The sequence below is a fragment of the Vreelandella aquamarina genome, assembly GCF_020075495.1.
GTDB lineage: Bacteria > Pseudomonadota > Gammaproteobacteria > Pseudomonadales > Halomonadaceae > Vreelandella > Vreelandella aquamarina_A.
Genome location: NZ_JABYQT010000016.1, coordinates 11,515 through 28,679 on the forward strand (window position 1 = coordinate 11,515; position 17,165 = coordinate 28,679).

The window sequence follows — 17,165 nt, forward strand, 5'->3', positions numbered from 1 at the left end:
CGCCGTCTAACACGGTATAACCGCGCTTTTAACTGACCCATGCCTTTATGCAACGACTCGATCAACTGCTGGTCAGCCAGGGGCTGGCCAATTCGCGCACGCGGGCCCAGCGGCTTATTCGTCATGGCCGTGTGCACCTGGTGGACCCCTGGCGCGTACTGACCAGGGCGTCGGAAAAATGGCCGCTGGATACTCGCCTTGAAATCGAAGACGACCCCGAGGAGCGCTACGTTTCTCGCGCGGGGCTGAAGCTCGAAGGTGTGCTGAGTGTCCTGGCGCGTCGGCTGGATGGCCTGGGCGTGCTGGACGTTGGCCAATCCACCGGGGGCTTCACCGACTGCGCCCTGCACCATGGCGCCGCCCACGTCATTGGCGTGGAAGTAGGCCATGGTCAACTGGCAGACACCTTGCGCCATGACTCGCGGGTCACTTGCCTTGAAGGTCTCAATGCCCGGCACATGAGCACGGCCGCCTCGCTTATCGAGGCTATAGGCGCTCATCCGGTGGATATGGCGGTCATGGACGTCTCGTTCATATCGCAAACGCTGATTCTGCCCGAGATCGCCGCGCTGCTGCCCATAGGTGGCGAGCTGATCTCACTGGTCAAGCCCCAGTTCGAGCTGAGCCCCGGTGCACTGGATAAACGCGGCGTGGTACGCAACCCCGCCGACTACGCCGAGGTGGAAGCGAAGATTCGTCAAGCGTGCCATACCCTGAACCTGAAGATCGAGCACTGGCAGGAGAGCCCGATTACCGGCGGTGACGGCAATCGGGAGTTTCTACTGCACGCCGTCAAGCATGCCTAGCTGAGCGTTGGCGGCGGCAGGTGCTTGACGGACTGCACCTTGGCGGACTCGCCTTCGTCGCGGTGCAGCCATACGTCCATCTGTTCGAACGCCACACGCACGCCGGCTTCCCGGAACAGCTCGTCCACCCGGCAGTTGACCTCGTCGGCGGCAAACAGGCGATCCACCAAGTCGTTGACGAAAATGCGCAGCTCGAAATTGAGACTATGCTGACCATAACTCAAGCAGAAGACCTGTGGTTCGGGGTCGGCCAGCACTCGCGCGTTCTCGTCGGCGGCCTGACGCAGCAGCGTATGCACCTTGGCAAGGTCAGAGCCGTGGGCAACGCCATAGGTCAGCACTACCCGAGTGACGTTATCCGACAGCGACCAGTTGATCAGCTGGTCGGTGACGAAGGTCTTGTTGGGAATGATGATCTCCTTGCGGTCGAAGTCGGTCACCGTGGTCGCGCGTATTCGGATGCGACTGACGGTGCCGTGCAAGTTGCCAAGCGTGATGGTGTCGCCGATACGAATGGGACGCTCGAAAAGAATGATCAACCCTGAAATGAAGTTGGCAAAAATCTCCTGAAGCCCAAAGCCAAGGCCCACGCTCAATGCCGCCACCAGCCACTGCAGCTTGTCCCAGGAAACCCCAAGCGTTGCCAGCGCCATGACCACGCCCGAACCCACGATCGCGTAAGAGAGCAGCGAACTGATGGCGTAAGCACTGCCCTGCTTGAGCGCGAGGCGCGACAGCACCATGACCTCCAGAAGCCCAGGCAGGTTGCTTGCCATGATGACGGTCACCGCAATGATCAACAGCGCGGTAAACACATCGGAAATCGACAGCACGCTGTCAACCAGATCCCCCTCCTCGGCGTCCCACAGCGAGACGTGATCGAGGTATCCAAGTACAGAGAGAAGATCCGACCAGACCAGGTATAAAAGCGTGCTGAAGCCGATCAGCAGAATCAGTTTGGAAAGACGCAGCGACTGGCTATTGATCTTTTCCATGTCCAGCGGCGGCTCCTCCACCACCTCGAGTCCACCTTCGGCCCCCTCCTGCACCTGAGCCCGGCGACGGGCAAGCGCGCGGCGATAGGCAAGCCGACGGGCAGCCACGGCAAGACTGCGCACTACCGTCGCCTCCACCACGATCCAAAGTCCCAGCAAGTACAGGGTAATCGCGAACCGTCCGACCAGGCGTAGCGCCGTGTACTCATACCCCCATACGATCAGCCCTAGAAACACCAGAGGCACCGACGCCATGACAAGCCCCAGCATCAGGCGAAACAGGCGTACGCCAAAAAACGGGATATGCGAAAGGATCAGTTTCCCAAGCCACCAGCTCATGGTCAGAAGCCCGAGGGTTATCAACCCCAGGGCGACCGGACGCTGGGCCAGCGGGGTTTCCATCTGTCCCGACATGGCGGCAATCCCCACGACCGGCAGCAAGGCGATTCCCAACCCGCGCAGCAGTGAGCGAAGCCGCGCGTTATACCCAGTCGACCAGGTGAAGTGGCGCTCGGCCACGCCGTCGGGTACCAGCAGGCGACGCCCCCAGGCCACTACCGCCCAGCTCAACGACAGCTGCAACAGCGCAGGCGCAACACTATCGGCAAGCGACCCCTGTGCGGCCCGCAACCCGACACCGAGCCCGGCCAGCGCCAGCGGGCCAGGAATGGCCAGCAGCGCATTGAGCAGCACGGCCTTGGGAGTGTGCAACTGGGTGTCGCTTTTCAAGCGGCCGATCTGGGAGTGAATGAGCGCCAGCCGCCCTTTGATGCGCGGGCGCAAGCCCAGCAGCAGCAGGCTGAGAAGTACCAGGGGCGCGCCGTTGAGCATCTGCCACGAAAGTCCCTGCCAGCGGTTTGGCAAGATGGCTCGCCACTCGCCCTCACGCCACTCCTGGCGCGCGTTGGCAGGCAATTGACGCAGCCAGTTGATATCCAGCGGACGGCTGTTGGCGACCCAGAACAGCTGTTCATCGATCGTTGCCCGCAACTCCTGCGTGGTGGTCAACAGCTGCTGTTGATTGAGCTGTAGCTCGATGGCGGCACTCAAGAGACTGCCGTAGGATTGCTCCAGCTGTTCGACCAGTTCACGGCGCGACTGGTAAAGCCGTGAAAGCGAGCTGACCAGCCCCGGAGTAACGTCGAGCCCGGCCTCTTCAAGGCGCTGGGTAGCCAGCCGCTCCCCCTGGCGCAACTGGTCGCGCTGACGAATCAGATCGAACTGCTTCAAGCGAAGATCGGCGATTTCATCCTGCAGGTCGCGGCGAGGCATGATCGAGGGCAGCGACTGGCGCTGCTCGCGCAGGATCCTGGACAGCAGCTGGCTGCCGCGAATGGCGTCGATCTGCTCGTTGAGGCTGCGCTGCAGCTGGCGAACATGGTCCAGCTGGCGCTGGGCCTCGATATTTTGACGCACGATGCTGTTGGCTCGGTCCGTGGCACGAAGCAGTTCCAGACTAAGCTCCTGATTGATCTGCTGGGCACGTAGCACCACCGGATGGCCTTCGGCAATCAGCGGGTCATCCCGTGCTGCATCGGCAATGGCCTGTTCGGACTGCAAGCGTCGCTGCCGGTCGATGGCACCCTGCAGGAGATTCAGCCTTTGCTCCTGGTGATCAATCTGCAGCGACAGCAGATCGCGGCGCTGCTGGGCCAGTTCACGCAGCCGGCTATTGGCGGAGAGTTCGCGCTGATTGAAGGCCACTTCACGCTCGGCCAGCGCACGCTCCAGGCGCATCTGGATCAACTGGGCATCGTTGGCCGCCGAGAGCTGGCGGTCGGCCAGCAGGCCTTCGCGCTCATCATACTGGCGGCGCAGCGTCTCGACGCGCTGCAGCGCATCGGAAATGGCCTGCTGGGCACGCTCCGGCAGGGTTTGCGCGGCCAGCAGCTGGGAGTTCACCTCGGCGAGCTGGCTTTGAAGCTGCTGAAGCTCGACCACTGCCCCGCCCTGCTGAGCCTCGAGTTCATCCAGCGGCGTATCCGACAAGCTGTTGACCGACAGCTGCTGACTGTTGTCTTCGAGCTCGTTGAGTTCACGCTCGAGTTGTGACAGCTGCTCGGGCGCCTGCTCTACCCGCTGATTCAGGGCATCCAGACGTTCATTCATCGCGTCCAGGCGCTCGTAGGCCTGCAGGGCCGCACTCAGGGCACTCTTGTCCCGCGTCTGTTGCGCAGTGAGCTCATCTTCCGGTGCCTCCAGCTCGGCTAGACGTGCAGCAAGCTCTTCCTGGGAAGGCACCTGATCCACGCCTGCCCCGGCAACGCTGCAAAAAGCTATCAATAGCCACAGTCCCAAAAGCCCTTTTACCACCCAGCTACCGGTCGTTCTCACCACGTTGGATATGCCCTCGACAGACACCAGAAACCCGCTGAAACGGAAATAGCCGCCATTGTCAGGCGTTCCATCGAGAAGCGCAATGAACAGCAGTTGACTTAAGCGCTCAGCGTGTATAGAAACATCCCTGAAAACTGTTCTCCCTCCTACTTGCGAGCCACTTAGATGGTTATCCGAAAACTGCTGTGTGTAAGTTTGCTGACGTTACTGAGCGCCGAGACGCTGAGCAGCGCCGCCCTGGCCGACTCCAAGGACGAGATCGAGGCACGTATCCGTGAGCTCAACAGTGAGCTCTATCAACTTCGCCAACAACTCAACGACACTGCTGCGTCCGACGCTTCTCAGGACAGCACGGTGTTCGGCTTGCAGCCTGAAGAGATCGCTCGCGAAGACCTCAACGAGCGTCGCCAGCTGGAGCAGGAATCCACGCGTAATCCGTTTGCGATTACCACGCACCGTACCAACTACCTGTTCCCGGTCAGCTACAACTCCCGGCAGAACGAGGCGAACTTCAGAAATGTGACGACCGCTTCGTCGCCGGACAGCAATGAAGTCAAGTTTCAGCTGAGTGTGAAGGTCAATCTTGCCGAAGACATCTTTGGTGAAGTGGGCGATGTCTATTTCGGCTACACCCAGCGCAGCTGGTGGCAGGCGTATAATACGGATGCCTCCTCGCCGTTCCGGGAAACCAACTACGAACCGGAAATCTTCATTGATTTCGACAATGCCTGGAGCGCGCTGGGCTGGGTCAACACGCGTAACCGTGTCTCCTTCAACCATCAATCAAACGGGCGTTCGGACCCGTTGTCGCGCAGCTGGAACCGCGTTTACCTGGAAAGTACGTTCCAGCGTGGCGATTGGGCGCTGACCCTGGCGCCGCACTGGCGTATTCCGGAGTCGGCAAACGATGATGACAACCCGGATATCGAGCGCTACATGGGCTATGGTGACGTTCGCCTGTCCAAGCGACTGAACAATAACCATGAAGTCAGCGCCCAGTGGCGTGGCAACCCGAGTGCCGACCACCACGGCACCCAGATTGACTACAGCTGGCCTGCCTTTTACAACCTGCGCGCTCACCTGCAGTACTACTACGGGTACGGGGAAAGCATGATCGACTACGATAACCGCGTGCACCGCCTGAGCATCGGGTTCAGCGTGAATCCGCTCTTCAGTGCCACGGGGCTCAACCGCTGATGCAGGGGAACCAGTCAAAATCATGCTTGTCTATGCGTTATCGGCTGCTATGCTGATATAGGTTAAATCATTCATTCGTCAAAGGAAGACACAATGGCTAAACGTCAATTCGGTAGCGACTCCCGTGCAGATCAGCTCAAAGAAGATCTACGTCACCTGAGCGACACGGTCGAAGAGCTGGTCAACGCCACCTCCAAAGACGCCAGCGGCGAAATGAGCGACCTACGCGCTCGCGCTGAAAGCCGCCTCAAAAAAGCCCGTGCGCAGCTGGAAGCCCGCGGCGAGCGCTTATATGAAGACACCCGCGAAACGCTTTCCGATCAGGTGGATTGCTGTGACCGCTATGTGCGTGAAAACCCCTGGTCAAGCATCGGCATCGGCACGGCCGTAGGTGTACTGGTAGGTATGCTGCTCGGTCGTCGCTAATGTCTCTGGGTCCAACCCAGCGCGTCTTTTCTGCCGCCAAACGCTTGCTGAGATCACTGGTTGCCAACAGTGAAACCCGCCTGCGTCTGGCGGTTTTGGAGCTTGAAGAAGAACGCGCCCGTATCTTGACCCTGATACTGCTGGCCGGCGCCAGCCTGCTCTTTCTACTGTTGGGTGTGGCGACGCTGACAGCGCTGGTCGTAGTCATCTTCTGGGACTCCTATCGCTTATTGGCCATTGGAATCAGTGCAGGTGTATTGATTGGCACCAGCGTGCTTCTGGCGGTCATCGCAGGCTATCAAGCCAGGCGGCACACGTTGCTCAAGGAAACGCTCAAACAGCTGGCGGCGGATCGTGCGCTGCTCGAGGTAAAAGACGATGACGAAGCAAGTCGACAAGAGCGCTGAACCATTGAGTCGTGCCGAGCGCAAGGCCGAACTGCTTGCCCAGATGGAACAGCAGCGAATCGACATACTCGTTTGCAGCGAGTTTCTGCAGCGCTCAACGTCACCGCTGGACCAAAGCTGGCGCAGTATCAAGCTACCGCTTTATGCAGCGAGCGGCGTACTGGCCTACAGGCTCGTTCGCCGCCCTGGCGGCATTGTGCGGGCCGCCCGCAAGGGGCTTGCTGGCTACATGCTGTTTCGCAAGCTCAAGCTGCTGACCAAGATTGCCACCTGACTTGCCAGGCTGCACACGCAGCCTGGTTGCTTCTGCCTGAATGCCCAGCAAGCAAAGAAGCCTAGCAAGCCTGTCCGCAGGCGACACCACTGGCCCACGCCCATTGAAAGTTATATCCGCCCAGCTCTCCCGTTACATCCAGCACCTCGCCAATGAAGCGCAGTTGCGGCAGATCCTTTACTTCGAATGTCTTTGACGAGATCGCTTGCGTGTTGACACCTCCCATGGTGACCTCGGCAGTGCGCCACCCTTCTGTGCCCGCCGGCTTCAACGTCCACTGATTCAACCGACCACCCCACTGCTCAAGCTCTGCGTTACTGTACTGAGCAAGCGGTCTGGCAAGATCTGGGTCGGGATACCACTCAAGCAGTGCCTGAGCAAAGCGTTTCGGGAATCGCTCGCCAAGCCAGGTAGAGAGCTGGCGCTTGGGCGTGATCTCTCGCGCCTTGCGCAGGGAGTCACCAGCATCCTCTGCCGGCAGCAGATCGACTTCAATAGCGGAACCCGGTTGCCACACGCTAGATATCTGCAGCATGGAAGGGCCGGAAAGGCCGCGATGGGTAAACAGCATGGGTTCGGTAAAGCGCCGCCCGGCACTTGAAACGGATACGGGCAGGCTGACGCCAGAAAGCTCGGCGCAGCGCGCCTTCCAGGCATCACTCAGGGTAAAGGGTACAAGCCCAGGCCGGGTAGGCAGTACGTCAAGGCCGAACTGACGCGCCAACTCGAAGCCAAACCCGGTTGCTCCCATGGTTGGTATCGAAAGCCCTCCGCTTGCCACCACCACCACGCCTGCCTCTATCCTGCCAAGCGAGGTGGCAAGGCACATGGCATCGCCTTTGCGCTCCAGCGTCGTAATCTGTGTCTTGAGCCGTATCTCCACCCCTGCCCACTCGCACTCGGTCAGCAGTACACGCAGGATCTCCTTGGCTGAGGTGGCACAGAACAGCTGGCCCGGCGTCTTTTCCACATACTCCACGCCGTGGCGGTCGACCAGCTCGACAAAGTGCTCAGGACGGTAGCGCTTGAGGGCTGAAATACAAAAATGGGGATTTGCAGAGTAAAAGTGCTGAGGTGTCGTCCCAAGGTTGGTAAAGTTGCATCGGCCCCCACCTGACATGAGTATTTTTTTACCGGCCTTGTTGGCATGGTCAAGTACCAGTACGCGTCGGCCGGCATAGCCCGCCTGTGCAGCGCACATGAGGCCGGCGGCACCGGCGCCGATGACCACAACGTCATACACCATAAAAAAGACTCTCAGGGCAAAAGAGCGCCCATTTTAGCAGCTCACGGCAGGGAGAAAATTTTCTTCATGCCTTAATACGCTTATAACAATTTCTACCGAGACGCTTATGTTCGTGCCTGCTCGACGCTTTCTGCTTATTTTGACGCTTTTCACGCTACCGGCCCAAGCCGTCGCCCAAACGCCACCGTCGGTGATCGGCAGCCGTGCCGAAGTAACCACCTGGTCCGACCCACTGGATGCGCTCGGCACCCTGCGCGCCGATGAAAGCGTGACACTGTCGGCAACGGTGACCGATATCGTCACCGAGATCACGTTTCAGGACGGTGAACAGGTAGAACGGGGACAACTGCTGGTACGTCTGGACGACAGTGAAGAGCAGGCCCAGCTACGCTCGGCCGAAGCCATCAGTGACGAGCGGCGCAATGCGCTGGGGCGCGCCACCCAGCTGCAGGCTCGCAACCTGGCCGCCCGGGCCGACGTGGAGGATTTCCAGGCCCAGCTGCGCCAGGCCGAGGCGGATATTCAGGCACTGGAGGCTCGCCTTGCCAACTACCGCATTCGGGCGCCGTTCAGCGGCCGGGTCGGCTTTCGAAATATCAGCGAAGGTGCGCTGGTGACGCCAGGGCTGGCGCTGGTCACGCTCGACAAGCTCGACGTCATGAAGCTCGACTTCAGCGTTCCGGAAAGCTACCTGGGCCGCTTATCACCTGGCCTTTCGCTGAGTGCTACCACGGCGGCCTATCCAGATGACGTCTTCAGCGGCGAGATTGCCAGTATCGGCACACGGGTCGACCCGACTTCCAGAAGCATCGACGTGCGCGCCGAGCTCGATAATGCAGATGGGCGGCTGCGCCCCGGCATGCTGATGGAAGTCATCGTCCAGCAGCGGGTGCGCCAGGCAGTGGTGCTGCCGGAAGCTGCCCTGGAACCCAGCGGCGACCAGCACTACGTCATGCTGATCGATCAGAGCGGCGATGCGCTGCGCCTGGAAAGAAGAGAAGTAACCATTGGTGAGCGACGCGTTGGCGACGTGGAAATTCTCGAGGGTGTGGCCGAGGGGGATCTGGTCGTGGTCCATGGCCTTCAACTGGCCCGCGATGGCCTGGAGGTACGCCTGCTGGGCATCGTGGATGACGATACCGGTATACGGACACTGCTGGAGGCGAATCGCTGATGCGCCTTTCGGATATCTCCGTTCAGCGGCCCGTACTTGCCATGGTGATTGCCGCGCTGATCGTCGCCTTTGGCCTGCTCGCACTTGAGCGCCTCCCTCTCCAGGAGTATCCCACCGTGGACCCGCCGATCGTCAGTATCGACACCCGATACCCGGGGGCGGCCGCCAACGTGGTGGAGACGCGCATTACCCAGGTGCTGGAAGACCGAATTGCGGGCGTCGAGGGTATCGAACTGATTACCTCGCGCAGTGAAGATGGACGCTCGCGTATCGAGATCGAGTTCAGCATCGCCATGGATATCAACGCGGCAGCCAACGATATCCGCGACCGGATCGCCGGCGCATTGCGCAACCTGCCAGATGATGCCGATACGCCTGAAGTCACCAAGGCGGACAGCAGCGAGGAGATCGTCGTCTGGCTGAGCCTCTCCGGCGCCGACTATTCGATCACCGAGCTTACCGATTACGCCAACCGTTTTCTGGTCGATAGCCTCTCGGTGCAGCCCGGCGTTGCCCGGGTAAGACTCGGTGGGGGCCGCGACTATGCCATGCGTGTCTGGCTCGACCGCAACGCCCTCGCCGCCCGCGGACTCACCGTGGGTGATATCGAGGACGCGCTGCGCGCCGAGAACGTCGAGCTGCCGGCAGGCTCCATTGAGTCGCAGGATCGCCAGTTCATCGTCCGCCTGCCGCGCAGCTTTGCCACCGCCGATGACTTCAAGCGCCTGGCGCTGAGCCAGAGTGAAAACGGTCATCTGGTGCGCCTGGCCGATGTGGCCCGGGTCGAGGTGGGTTCGGTGGAAGATCGCTCGGTATTTCGAGCCAACGGCATTCCCATGGTCGGCCTTGGCATGATCATGCAGTCCACCGCCAATGTGATCGAACTCTCTGAGGCGGTGCAGGCAGAGCTTGCGCGCCTTCAAGGCATACTGCCCGACGGCATGACCCTGAGCCTGAACTACGACGCGTCGGTATTCGTGGCCGGCGCCATTGATCAGGTGGTGATGACGCTGTTGATCGCCATGTGTCTGGTAGTAACGGTGATCTTCATCTTTCTGGGCAACCTGCGCACGACCCTGGTACCCGCGGTTACCGTGCCCATTGCAGTGATCGGCGCCTTTACCGCGCTTGCAGTGATGAACTTCTCCATCAACCTGCTGACGCTGCTGGCACTGGTGCTGGCCATCGGGCTGATCGTCGATGACGCCATCGTGGTACTGGAAAATATCAACCGCCGCATGCACGACTATGGTGAAACACCGCTGGTCGCCGCTTTTCGTGGCACCCGCCAGATCGCCTTTGCAGTGATTGCCACGACGCTGGTACTGGTCGCCGTCTTCGTACCACTGAGCATGCTCCAGGGCGATATCGGCCGGCTGTTTTCCGAGTTTGCGCTGACCATGGCCGCCGCCGTGGTCTTCTCGACGCTGCTCGCGCTCACGCTCACGCCCATGATGGCCTCCAAGATTCTCAAGCCGGGCATGCACGATAGCCGCATCGGTAAAGGCGTACAGCGACTGCTGGGCGCTACTCAGCAGCGCTACCAGCACGTGCTCGAGTGGACGCTGGGCATGCGTTGGCTGGTGGTCGGGTTGTTCTTTGGGCTGATCGCCGCGACGGCCTGGCTTGCCACGGCGCTTCCTACCGAGTACACGCCGCAGGAAGACAGGGGCAACTTCATCGTTCTGGTGAATGGCCCGGAAGGCGCCACTTACGATTACATGATGGATTACATGGATGAGATCGAAGCGCGCCTGACACCGTTCATCGACGCCGGCGAGTTCGAACGTGTGGTAGTGCGGGCACCGCGCGGGTTTGGCAATATCGAAAACTTCAACAGCGGCTTCATCATCATCAACATGACCGACTGGGGCAGCCGCCGCAGCGCCTGGGACATCATGGACGATGTGCGCGGACAGCTAAGTTCGCTGCCCGGCGTTCAGGCATTTCCCGTCATGCGCCAGGGCTTTGGGCAGCGCACCCAAAAACCGGTCCAGTTCGTGCTCGGTGGCGGCACTTACGAAGAGATTGCCCGCTGGCGGGATACCTTGATCGACCATGTCCGCGAGGATAACCCGCGCCTGGCTGCTCTCGAAAGCAACTATGACGAAACCCAGCCCCAGCTTCGCGTCGACATCAACTATGAGCGCGCCGCCGCACTGGGTGTGACCGTCACCGAAATAGGCCGTACGCTGGAGGTACTGCTGGGCGGGCGCAATGTGACGCGCTATGTGGATGATGGCGAGGAGTACGACGTGATCGTGGAAGGTGACCGAAGGCACCAGAACAGCCCACGCGCGCTGGATAACATTCAGGTTCGCTCGGCGCGCTCCGGCGAGCTGATTCCGCTGGCAAGCCTGGTCACGCTTTCCGATTTTGCCGGCGCCAGTACGCTCAACCGCTTTGATCGCATTCGGGCGATCACCATCGAGGCGAACCTGGTCGACGGCTACCCGCTGGGCGAGGCGCTTGACTACCTTGAAGATGCCGCCGAGCGGCTGTTGCCCGAAGAGGCACAGACCAACGTGGCCGGGCCCTCGCGGGACTTCCAGCGTGCCAGAGGCGCGACGACGTTCTTGCTGGTGCTCGGCGCTATCGTCGTGTTTCTGGTACTGGCCGCACAATTCGAAAGCTTGATTCACCCGCTGGTCATCATGCTGACGGTACCGCTGGCCATGAGTGGCGCGTTGCTTGCGCTGTTACTTACCGGCCAATCGCTCAATATCTACAGTCAGGTGGGGCTGGTACTGTTGATCGGCCTGGCCGCGAAGAACGGCATCCTGATCGTGGAGTTCGCCAACCAGCTGCGCGATGAAGGGAAAGTTTTTCGCACGGCGCTGATCGAGGCCTCGGTTACCCGCCTGCGCCCCATTCTGATGACGGCGATTACGACCATGGCCGGCGCCATACCGCTGATCTTATCAAGCGGGCCAGGGGCAGAATCACGTCTGGTGATCGGCACCGTCATCATGGCAGGTGTGGGGGCCGCCACGCTGTTCACGCTGTTTGTTGTGCCCGTGGCCTACGATCTGCTTGCGCGTCATACCGGCTCGCCGGGAGCAGTCAAGCGCCAGCTGGAAGCTGAGATGGCCATGGATACCCGGCCTTCTCGGCGGGAAATTGACACCTGAAAAAAAAGGGCGCTTTTAGAAAAAGCGCCCTTTTGGCTAGCGGATATGGCTAATCAGCCATACTGGCGGCGGTTTATTCGCACTCGCCCACCCGCTCGCCTTCGATAGCGGTATTCATCGCAAGCTCACCCATGGGTGACTGGGTCAGGATATCCACGCTGCCGGTGATCTGCTCGCCCATGAAGCGCATTTCACCGTCAATGCTCGCTTCGCCACCCTCGGCGCGGCATACCATGCTGTAGGAAAGGCCATCAGCGTCCATATCCTGATTGAGAAGCTCACAGCCCTCCTCTTCTTCGATCAACCCGAACTCGGCGCCATCGAGCTCGTCTTGGGTGATGCACTGACGCTCAGTTTCCGTCTGATCCGGAATATCCATGTCGCCACTGATACTGGTAACGCTGACGAACTCCCACTCGCCCGGCGTGACATTCGGAGTATCTGCCAGAGCGACCATCGGGAAGGCCAGAACGGCCGCAACTGCCATGTTTCGTAACATCATCGTTTCTCTCTATAGCACGTAGGAAATAGTACTTTTAAAAGACCGCGTCCATCCTACCTGATTCATGGCGGCAATGCTTGGTCCACGTGCCTGGCTGCTACACTGACCTATGCCATACTCCGCCCCTGACTAGCATTACCCTGTTCAAGGTAGCCTCTCATGCACGACGACGCGCTGGTAAACCACGACTTTCACTGCCCCTACTGCGATGCGCCACTTACCTTTGTGATCGATACTTCCCAGGGGAGCCACGCTACCTGGGAAGACTGCCATCAGTGCTGCGCGCCCATTCAGCTCAAGGTCGTGATCTCGCCGATGACCGGTGAGCTCGAAGCCGTGCTTACCGGTCAGGACGATGACATTCTCTAGGCGGCGTCCTGCTTGAGGCTTTGCTGCCGCTTGGCTTCACTGCGGCGCATGAAGTACCACGCCAGGAAGGTCGCCAGCGACACCGTGAGAATGATCAGCGTGGCCAGCGCATTGATCTTGGGCGAAACGCCCAGGCGCACGGAAGAAAACACCACCATCGGCAGCGTATTGGCACCGGGCCCCGACACGAAGCTTGCAATGACCAGGTCATCCAGCGACAGCGTAAAGGCCAGCAGCCACCCCGCTGCCAGCGCCGGCGCAATGATGGGCAGGGTCACGAAAAAGAACGTCTTGAGCGGCGGCGACCCCAGATCCATGGCGGCTTCCTCGATGGAGCTGTCCAGCTCGCGCAGCCGCGCTGCCACCACGACCGCCACGTAGGCACTACAGAACGTGGTGTGCGCAATCCAGATCGTGGAGGCGCCACGGTCGGCGGGCCAGCCGGTCAGCTGGGCCATCTGCACAAACAGCAGCAGCAACGAAAGCCCGGTGATCACCTCGGGCATCACCAGCGGGGCGGTGACCATGCTGGAAAGCGCCGTCTTGCCACGGAAGTGACCAAAGCGGGTCATGACAAACGCCGCCACGGTGCCGAGGCACACCGCCATGCTGGCGGCAAAAAAGGCGATCTTGAGGCTCGTCCATACCGCCGAGAGTATCTGCTGGTCGCGAAACAGCGCCGAATACCACTGGGTCGAAAAGCCGGCCCAGACGGTAACCAGCCGGGAGGAGTTGAAGGAGTACACCACCAGCACCGCCATGGGCAGGTAAAGAAACAGCAGGCCGATGATCAGCATGACGGTCGAAAAGTGGGGCCGCCGACGTACTAGGCTCATACTTCAAGCTCCCGAGACTGATAGCGATGGAACCAGACAATGGGTATCAGCAGCAACAGCAGCATGACCATTGCCAGCGCCGAGGCGATGGGCCAATCGCGGTTGAGGAAGAACTCTTCCCACAGCACCTTGCCGATCATCAGGGTATCCGGCCCGCCCAGGAGCTCCGGAATCACGAACTCCCCCACCGCCGGAATGAACACCAGCATGGAGCCCGCGATGATTCCGCCCAGAGAGAGCGGCAAGGTCACCTTGATAAAGGTATTCAGCTTGCGCGAACCAAGGTCTGATGCGGCCTCCAGCAGCGAGTTGTCCAGCCGGGTCAGGTGGGCATAAAGCGGCAGCACCATGAACGGCAGATAGGCATACACGATGCCGATCACCACCGCAAACTGGGTGTTCATCATGCGCAGCGGCGTCTCGATCAACCCAAGCCCCATCAACAGGTTGTTGATCAGCCCGCTGTTGCTCAGGATACCCATCCAGGCATAGACGCGGATCAGAAACGAGGTCCAGGACGGCAGCATGACCAGCAGCAGCAGCAAGAGCTGCCAGCGTGCCGGCGCACGCGCCATGGCATAGGCCATGGGGTAGCCGATGAGCAGGCACACCACGGTGGACATGAATGCCGTCTTCACCGACCCCCAGTACGCGGCAACGTACAGCGAATCCGAAAGCAGGAACAGATAGTTGCCCAGGTTCAGAAAGATACTCAGGGTCTGGTCGGCATACTCGACAAGCGGCCCGTAGGGGGGGATCGCCACTGCTCCCTGCGACAGGCTGATCTTGAGCACCAGCGCAAAGGGCAGCAAAAAGAACAGTAACAGCCATACCAGAGGAAAGGCGACCACCGCGCGGCGGCCCAGCTGCCAGCGCCTGAGCATGGTGGTCACGTGAGATAGCATCATGAAAGGCAATCTCCTGAAGGGACTAGAGGCCCCATTAACGGTTCAACACGATGGCGCTATGGTCTTCCCAGTAGACATACACGCTGTCTTCCCAGGTGGGCCGGTCGCCTCGCCGTTCGGTATTGGCCATGCTGACCTTGATCATCTGCCCCGTCGCGGTACGGATATAGTAAAGCGAGAATCCGCCCAGATAGGCGATATCGTCGACCTTGCCTTCGGCCCAGTTGTAGGCACCCGTGGGCTTTTCACGTGTCAGCCAGACCTTCTCCGGGCGCAGCGCGGCCCATACTCGCCGATCCATCGCCTGGGTCGTGATCCCGTGGTCGATATAGATAGGCCTTTCCAGCGCCGGCGATGCAATCTGGCAGTGATCGGCGGCATCCTTGACTATTTCGCCTTCAAACAGATTCACCGTGCCGACGAACTCTGCCACCATGCGGCTGGCCGGGCTTTCGTAAACATCCACTGGCGAACCAACCTGCTCGATCCAGCCATCGGCCATGATGGCCACGCGGTCGGCCATGGTCATCGCCTCTTCCTGGTCGTGGGTCACCATGATGCAGGTAACGCCCACCTGCTCGATGATCTCGACCACCTCGAGCTGCATCTCGGTGCGCAGCTTCTTGTCCAGCGCCCCCATGGGCTCGTCGAGCAACAGAAGCTTGGGCCGCTTGGCGAGCGAACGCGCCAGCGCCACTCGCTGGCGCTGGCCGCCGGAAAGCTGATGCGGCTTGCGCTTGGCAAAGCGCTCCATATGCACAAGCTTCAGCATCTGCGCAACACGCGCTTCTATTTCATCCTTGGGCAGCTTGTCCTGCTTCAGGCCGAACGCGATGTTCTGCGCCACACTCATGTGCGGAAACAGCGCATAGGACTGAAACATCATGTTGATCGGGCGCTTGTGGGGCGGTACGGCAGTAATATCCTTGCCACCCAGCAAAATGCGCCCTTCGGTCGGGGTCTCAAATCCGGCCAACATACGCAGCAGCGTGGACTTGCCAGAACCCGAGCCGCCCAGCAGTGCGAATATCTCGCCGCGCTTTACCTTGAGATTTACATCGTCAACGGCCAGCGCATCGTCAAACCGCTTGCTCAGGCGCTTGACCTCAAGCACGATATCTTCAGCAAACCGTGGGGTCTTTCCCTGGGGACGCTGTGCCGACGGAACAGGTGCTGAAGGCTCGTTCGACAGGGGCGTAGTGACCATTCGCCACTCCCATCAAAAGGCCCGGAAACCCGGGCATTGAAAGATGAACAGCGAGCCCGGTATCCCGAGCTCGCTGTCAGACAAGGTGTAACTTAACGGCCAGACTTTACGCGGTTCCAGATACGGGTAAGCGCACGCTGAGCATTTTGAGGTTTTTCCAGAGGTACAAACAGGTTCTGCATGACCTCGGATTCCGGGTAGATTGCCGGGTTGTTCAGGATCTCTTCCGGCAGGTAGGCATCGGCCGCTGCGTTGGGATTGGCGTAACTCACGTAGTCGGTGATTTCGGCGGCAATTTCCGGGTCGAGGATAAAATCGATAAAGGCGTGGGCATTTTCCATGTTGGGCGCATCCGCCGGAATTGCCATCATGTCAAACCAGAGTTCAGCGCCTTCTTTGGGAATGCTATAGGCGATGGTGAAATCGCGCCCGGCATCCTCGGCACGTTCAGCCGCCTGGAAGACATCACCTGAATATCCAGCGGCAACGCAAATGTCACCGTTGGCAAGATCAGAGATATAACGCGACGAGTGAAAATAAGTCACGTTGTTGCGAACCTGGGTAATCACTTCACCCGCTGCTTCCAGGTCGGCGCTGTCATTGCTCTGCGGATCGAGCCCCAGATAGGCCATGGCGGCTGGAAGCATTTCGATGCCGGAATCCATGAGGGAAATGCCGCAACCGCCAGCTTTCAGGGCGCTGGTGACCTCCGGGTCGAAAAGAAGCGCCCAGCTATCGACAGGGGCATCTTCACCCAGAATTTCTTCGATACGCTCGGCGTTGTAGCCGATACCGTTGGTACCCCACATATAAGGTACGGAGTATTCACTCTCCCCGTCGATCGGCTCAAGGCTCGCCATCAGCTCGGGGTTGAGGTTTTCAAGATTGCCAAGGCGCTCATGGTCGAGCGGCTGGTAGACACCTGCCTTCAATTGGCGCGTGAAGAAGTGGCTCGAGGGTACCACGACATCATAGCCTGAGCGGCCGGAAAGCAGCGCCGCATCCAGTACCTCGTTGCTGTCGTAGACATCGTAGATAACATCAATGCCGGTACGTTCGGTAAATTTCTCGAGCGTTTCCGGTGCAATATAGTCAGACCAGTTATACACCCGTACCTCATCGGCATGGGCGACAGACGCCGCTGCGGCAAAAGAGACGGCCGCAACGGCCCCGGAAAGTTTGTGAATGTTCCCCATTCTGCTGCTCCTTGATGTTCGAAAACGGTATCGCCTGCAAGACCTGCTAGTTCGCCTGTTCGATTCAGCTTAGGACTTTCTGCTTAACCTGCGAATTTTGCGTCGCAGCGCCCCCTATCGCAAGTCAATGTGAAAGATTCTTGCATTATAGGCG

Annotated in this window: 15 protein-coding genes; 8 read left to right on the forward strand and 7 right to left on the reverse strand. The window is 59.9% G+C overall.

Going from position 1 to position 17,165, the window contains the following annotated elements; all coding sequences use genetic code 11:
* The first annotated feature begins 47 nt into the window (after positions 1–47).
* A complete protein-coding gene (locus HW452_RS16410; protein ID WP_224107174.1) occupies positions 48–806 on the forward strand; it encodes a TlyA family RNA methyltransferase in 759 nt (252 codons plus the stop codon).
* On the opposite strand, the gene mscK is transcribed toward HW452_RS16410, so the two are convergent.
* Positions 803–4,138: a mechanosensitive channel MscK gene (gene mscK / locus HW452_RS16415; RefSeq protein ID WP_425348119.1), complete on the reverse strand. Its 3,336-nt coding sequence runs from the start codon at positions 4,136–4,138 to the stop codon at positions 803–805. The two genes, HW452_RS16410 and mscK, sit on opposite strands and share 4 nt — an antisense overlap.
* A 165-nt stretch (positions 4,139–4,303) precedes the next feature.
* Between mscK and HW452_RS16420 the strand changes: the two genes are divergently transcribed.
* The 4 genes from HW452_RS16420 (at position 4,304) to HW452_RS16435 (ending at position 6,442) form a co-directional block, all read left to right on the forward strand.
* Positions 4,304–5,335 (forward strand): phospholipase A, encoded by a 1,032-nt coding sequence (locus HW452_RS16420; RefSeq protein WP_224107175.1) that lies wholly within the window; start codon positions 4,304–4,306, stop codon positions 5,333–5,335.
* A 93-nt stretch (positions 5,336–5,428) separates the two neighbouring features.
* Positions 5,429–5,761, forward strand: a complete 333-nt coding sequence (locus tag HW452_RS16425) for a DUF883 family protein (protein WP_224107176.1) — start codon at positions 5,429–5,431, stop codon at positions 5,759–5,761.
* The gene (locus HW452_RS16430) at positions 5,761–6,168 is read left to right on the forward strand and encodes a phage holin family protein (protein ID WP_224107177.1); all 408 of its coding nucleotides are present in this window, start codon (positions 5,761–5,763) and stop codon (positions 6,166–6,168) included. Before HW452_RS16425 ends, HW452_RS16430 begins: the two co-directional genes overlap by 1 nt.
* The gene (locus HW452_RS16435) at positions 6,140–6,442 is read left to right on the forward strand and encodes a YqjK family protein (RefSeq protein WP_224107178.1); all 303 of its coding nucleotides are present in this window, start codon (positions 6,140–6,142) and stop codon (positions 6,440–6,442) included. Before HW452_RS16430 ends, HW452_RS16435 begins: the two co-directional genes overlap by 29 nt.
* Before the next feature lie 61 nt (positions 6,443–6,503).
* Here HW452_RS16435 and HW452_RS16440 read toward each other — a convergent pair whose 3' ends face one another.
* Complete coding sequence (locus HW452_RS16440; RefSeq protein WP_224107179.1) at positions 6,504–7,688, reverse strand: NAD(P)/FAD-dependent oxidoreductase; 1,185 nt, start codon at positions 7,686–7,688, stop codon at positions 6,504–6,506.
* Positions 7,689–7,794: 106 nt separating this feature from the next.
* Between HW452_RS16440 and HW452_RS16445 the strand changes: the two genes are divergently transcribed.
* Positions 7,795–8,862, forward strand: a complete 1,068-nt coding sequence (locus HW452_RS16445) for an efflux RND transporter periplasmic adaptor subunit (protein ID WP_224107180.1) — start codon at positions 7,795–7,797, stop codon at positions 8,860–8,862.
* Complete coding sequence (locus tag HW452_RS16450; RefSeq protein ID WP_224107181.1) at positions 8,862–11,993, forward strand: efflux RND transporter permease subunit; 3,132 nt, start codon at positions 8,862–8,864, stop codon at positions 11,991–11,993. Before HW452_RS16445 ends, HW452_RS16450 begins: the two co-directional genes overlap by 1 nt.
* Before the next feature lie 73 nt (positions 11,994–12,066).
* Here the strand turns inward: HW452_RS16450 and HW452_RS16455 are convergent, their stop codons facing one another.
* Positions 12,067–12,495: a DUF3617 domain-containing protein gene (locus tag HW452_RS16455; RefSeq protein ID WP_224107182.1), complete on the reverse strand. Its 429-nt coding sequence runs from the start codon at positions 12,493–12,495 to the stop codon at positions 12,067–12,069.
* Between the two features lie 159 nt (positions 12,496–12,654).
* Between HW452_RS16455 and HW452_RS16460 the strand changes: the two genes are divergently transcribed.
* Positions 12,655–12,864: a CPXCG motif-containing cysteine-rich protein gene (locus HW452_RS16460; RefSeq protein WP_224107183.1), complete on the forward strand. Its 210-nt coding sequence runs from the start codon at positions 12,655–12,657 to the stop codon at positions 12,862–12,864.
* Here HW452_RS16460 and HW452_RS16465 read toward each other — a convergent pair.
* The 4 genes from HW452_RS16465 to HW452_RS16480 all read right to left on the reverse strand — a co-directional run bounded on the left by HW452_RS16465 (position 12,861) and on the right by HW452_RS16480 (position 17,011).
* Positions 12,861–13,700 (reverse strand): ABC transporter permease subunit, encoded by an 840-nt coding sequence (locus HW452_RS16465; protein ID WP_224107184.1) that lies wholly within the window; start codon positions 13,698–13,700, stop codon positions 12,861–12,863. The genes HW452_RS16460 and HW452_RS16465 overlap by 4 nt on opposite strands.
* On the reverse strand, positions 13,697–14,608 hold the full coding sequence (locus HW452_RS16470; protein ID WP_224107185.1) for an ABC transporter permease subunit: 912 nt from the start codon (positions 14,606–14,608) through the stop codon (positions 13,697–13,699). Before HW452_RS16470 ends, HW452_RS16465 begins: the two co-directional genes overlap by 4 nt.
* A gap of 34 nt (positions 14,609–14,642) precedes the next feature.
* The gene (locus HW452_RS16475; RefSeq protein WP_224107186.1) at positions 14,643–15,815 is read right to left on the reverse strand and encodes an ABC transporter ATP-binding protein; all 1,173 of its coding nucleotides are present in this window, start codon (positions 15,813–15,815) and stop codon (positions 14,643–14,645) included.
* A gap of 92 nt (positions 15,816–15,907) precedes the next feature.
* On the reverse strand, positions 15,908–17,011 hold the full coding sequence (locus tag HW452_RS16480) for a polyamine ABC transporter substrate-binding protein (RefSeq protein WP_224107187.1): 1,104 nt from the start codon (positions 17,009–17,011) through the stop codon (positions 15,908–15,910).
* Positions 17,012–17,165 lie beyond the last annotated feature (154 nt).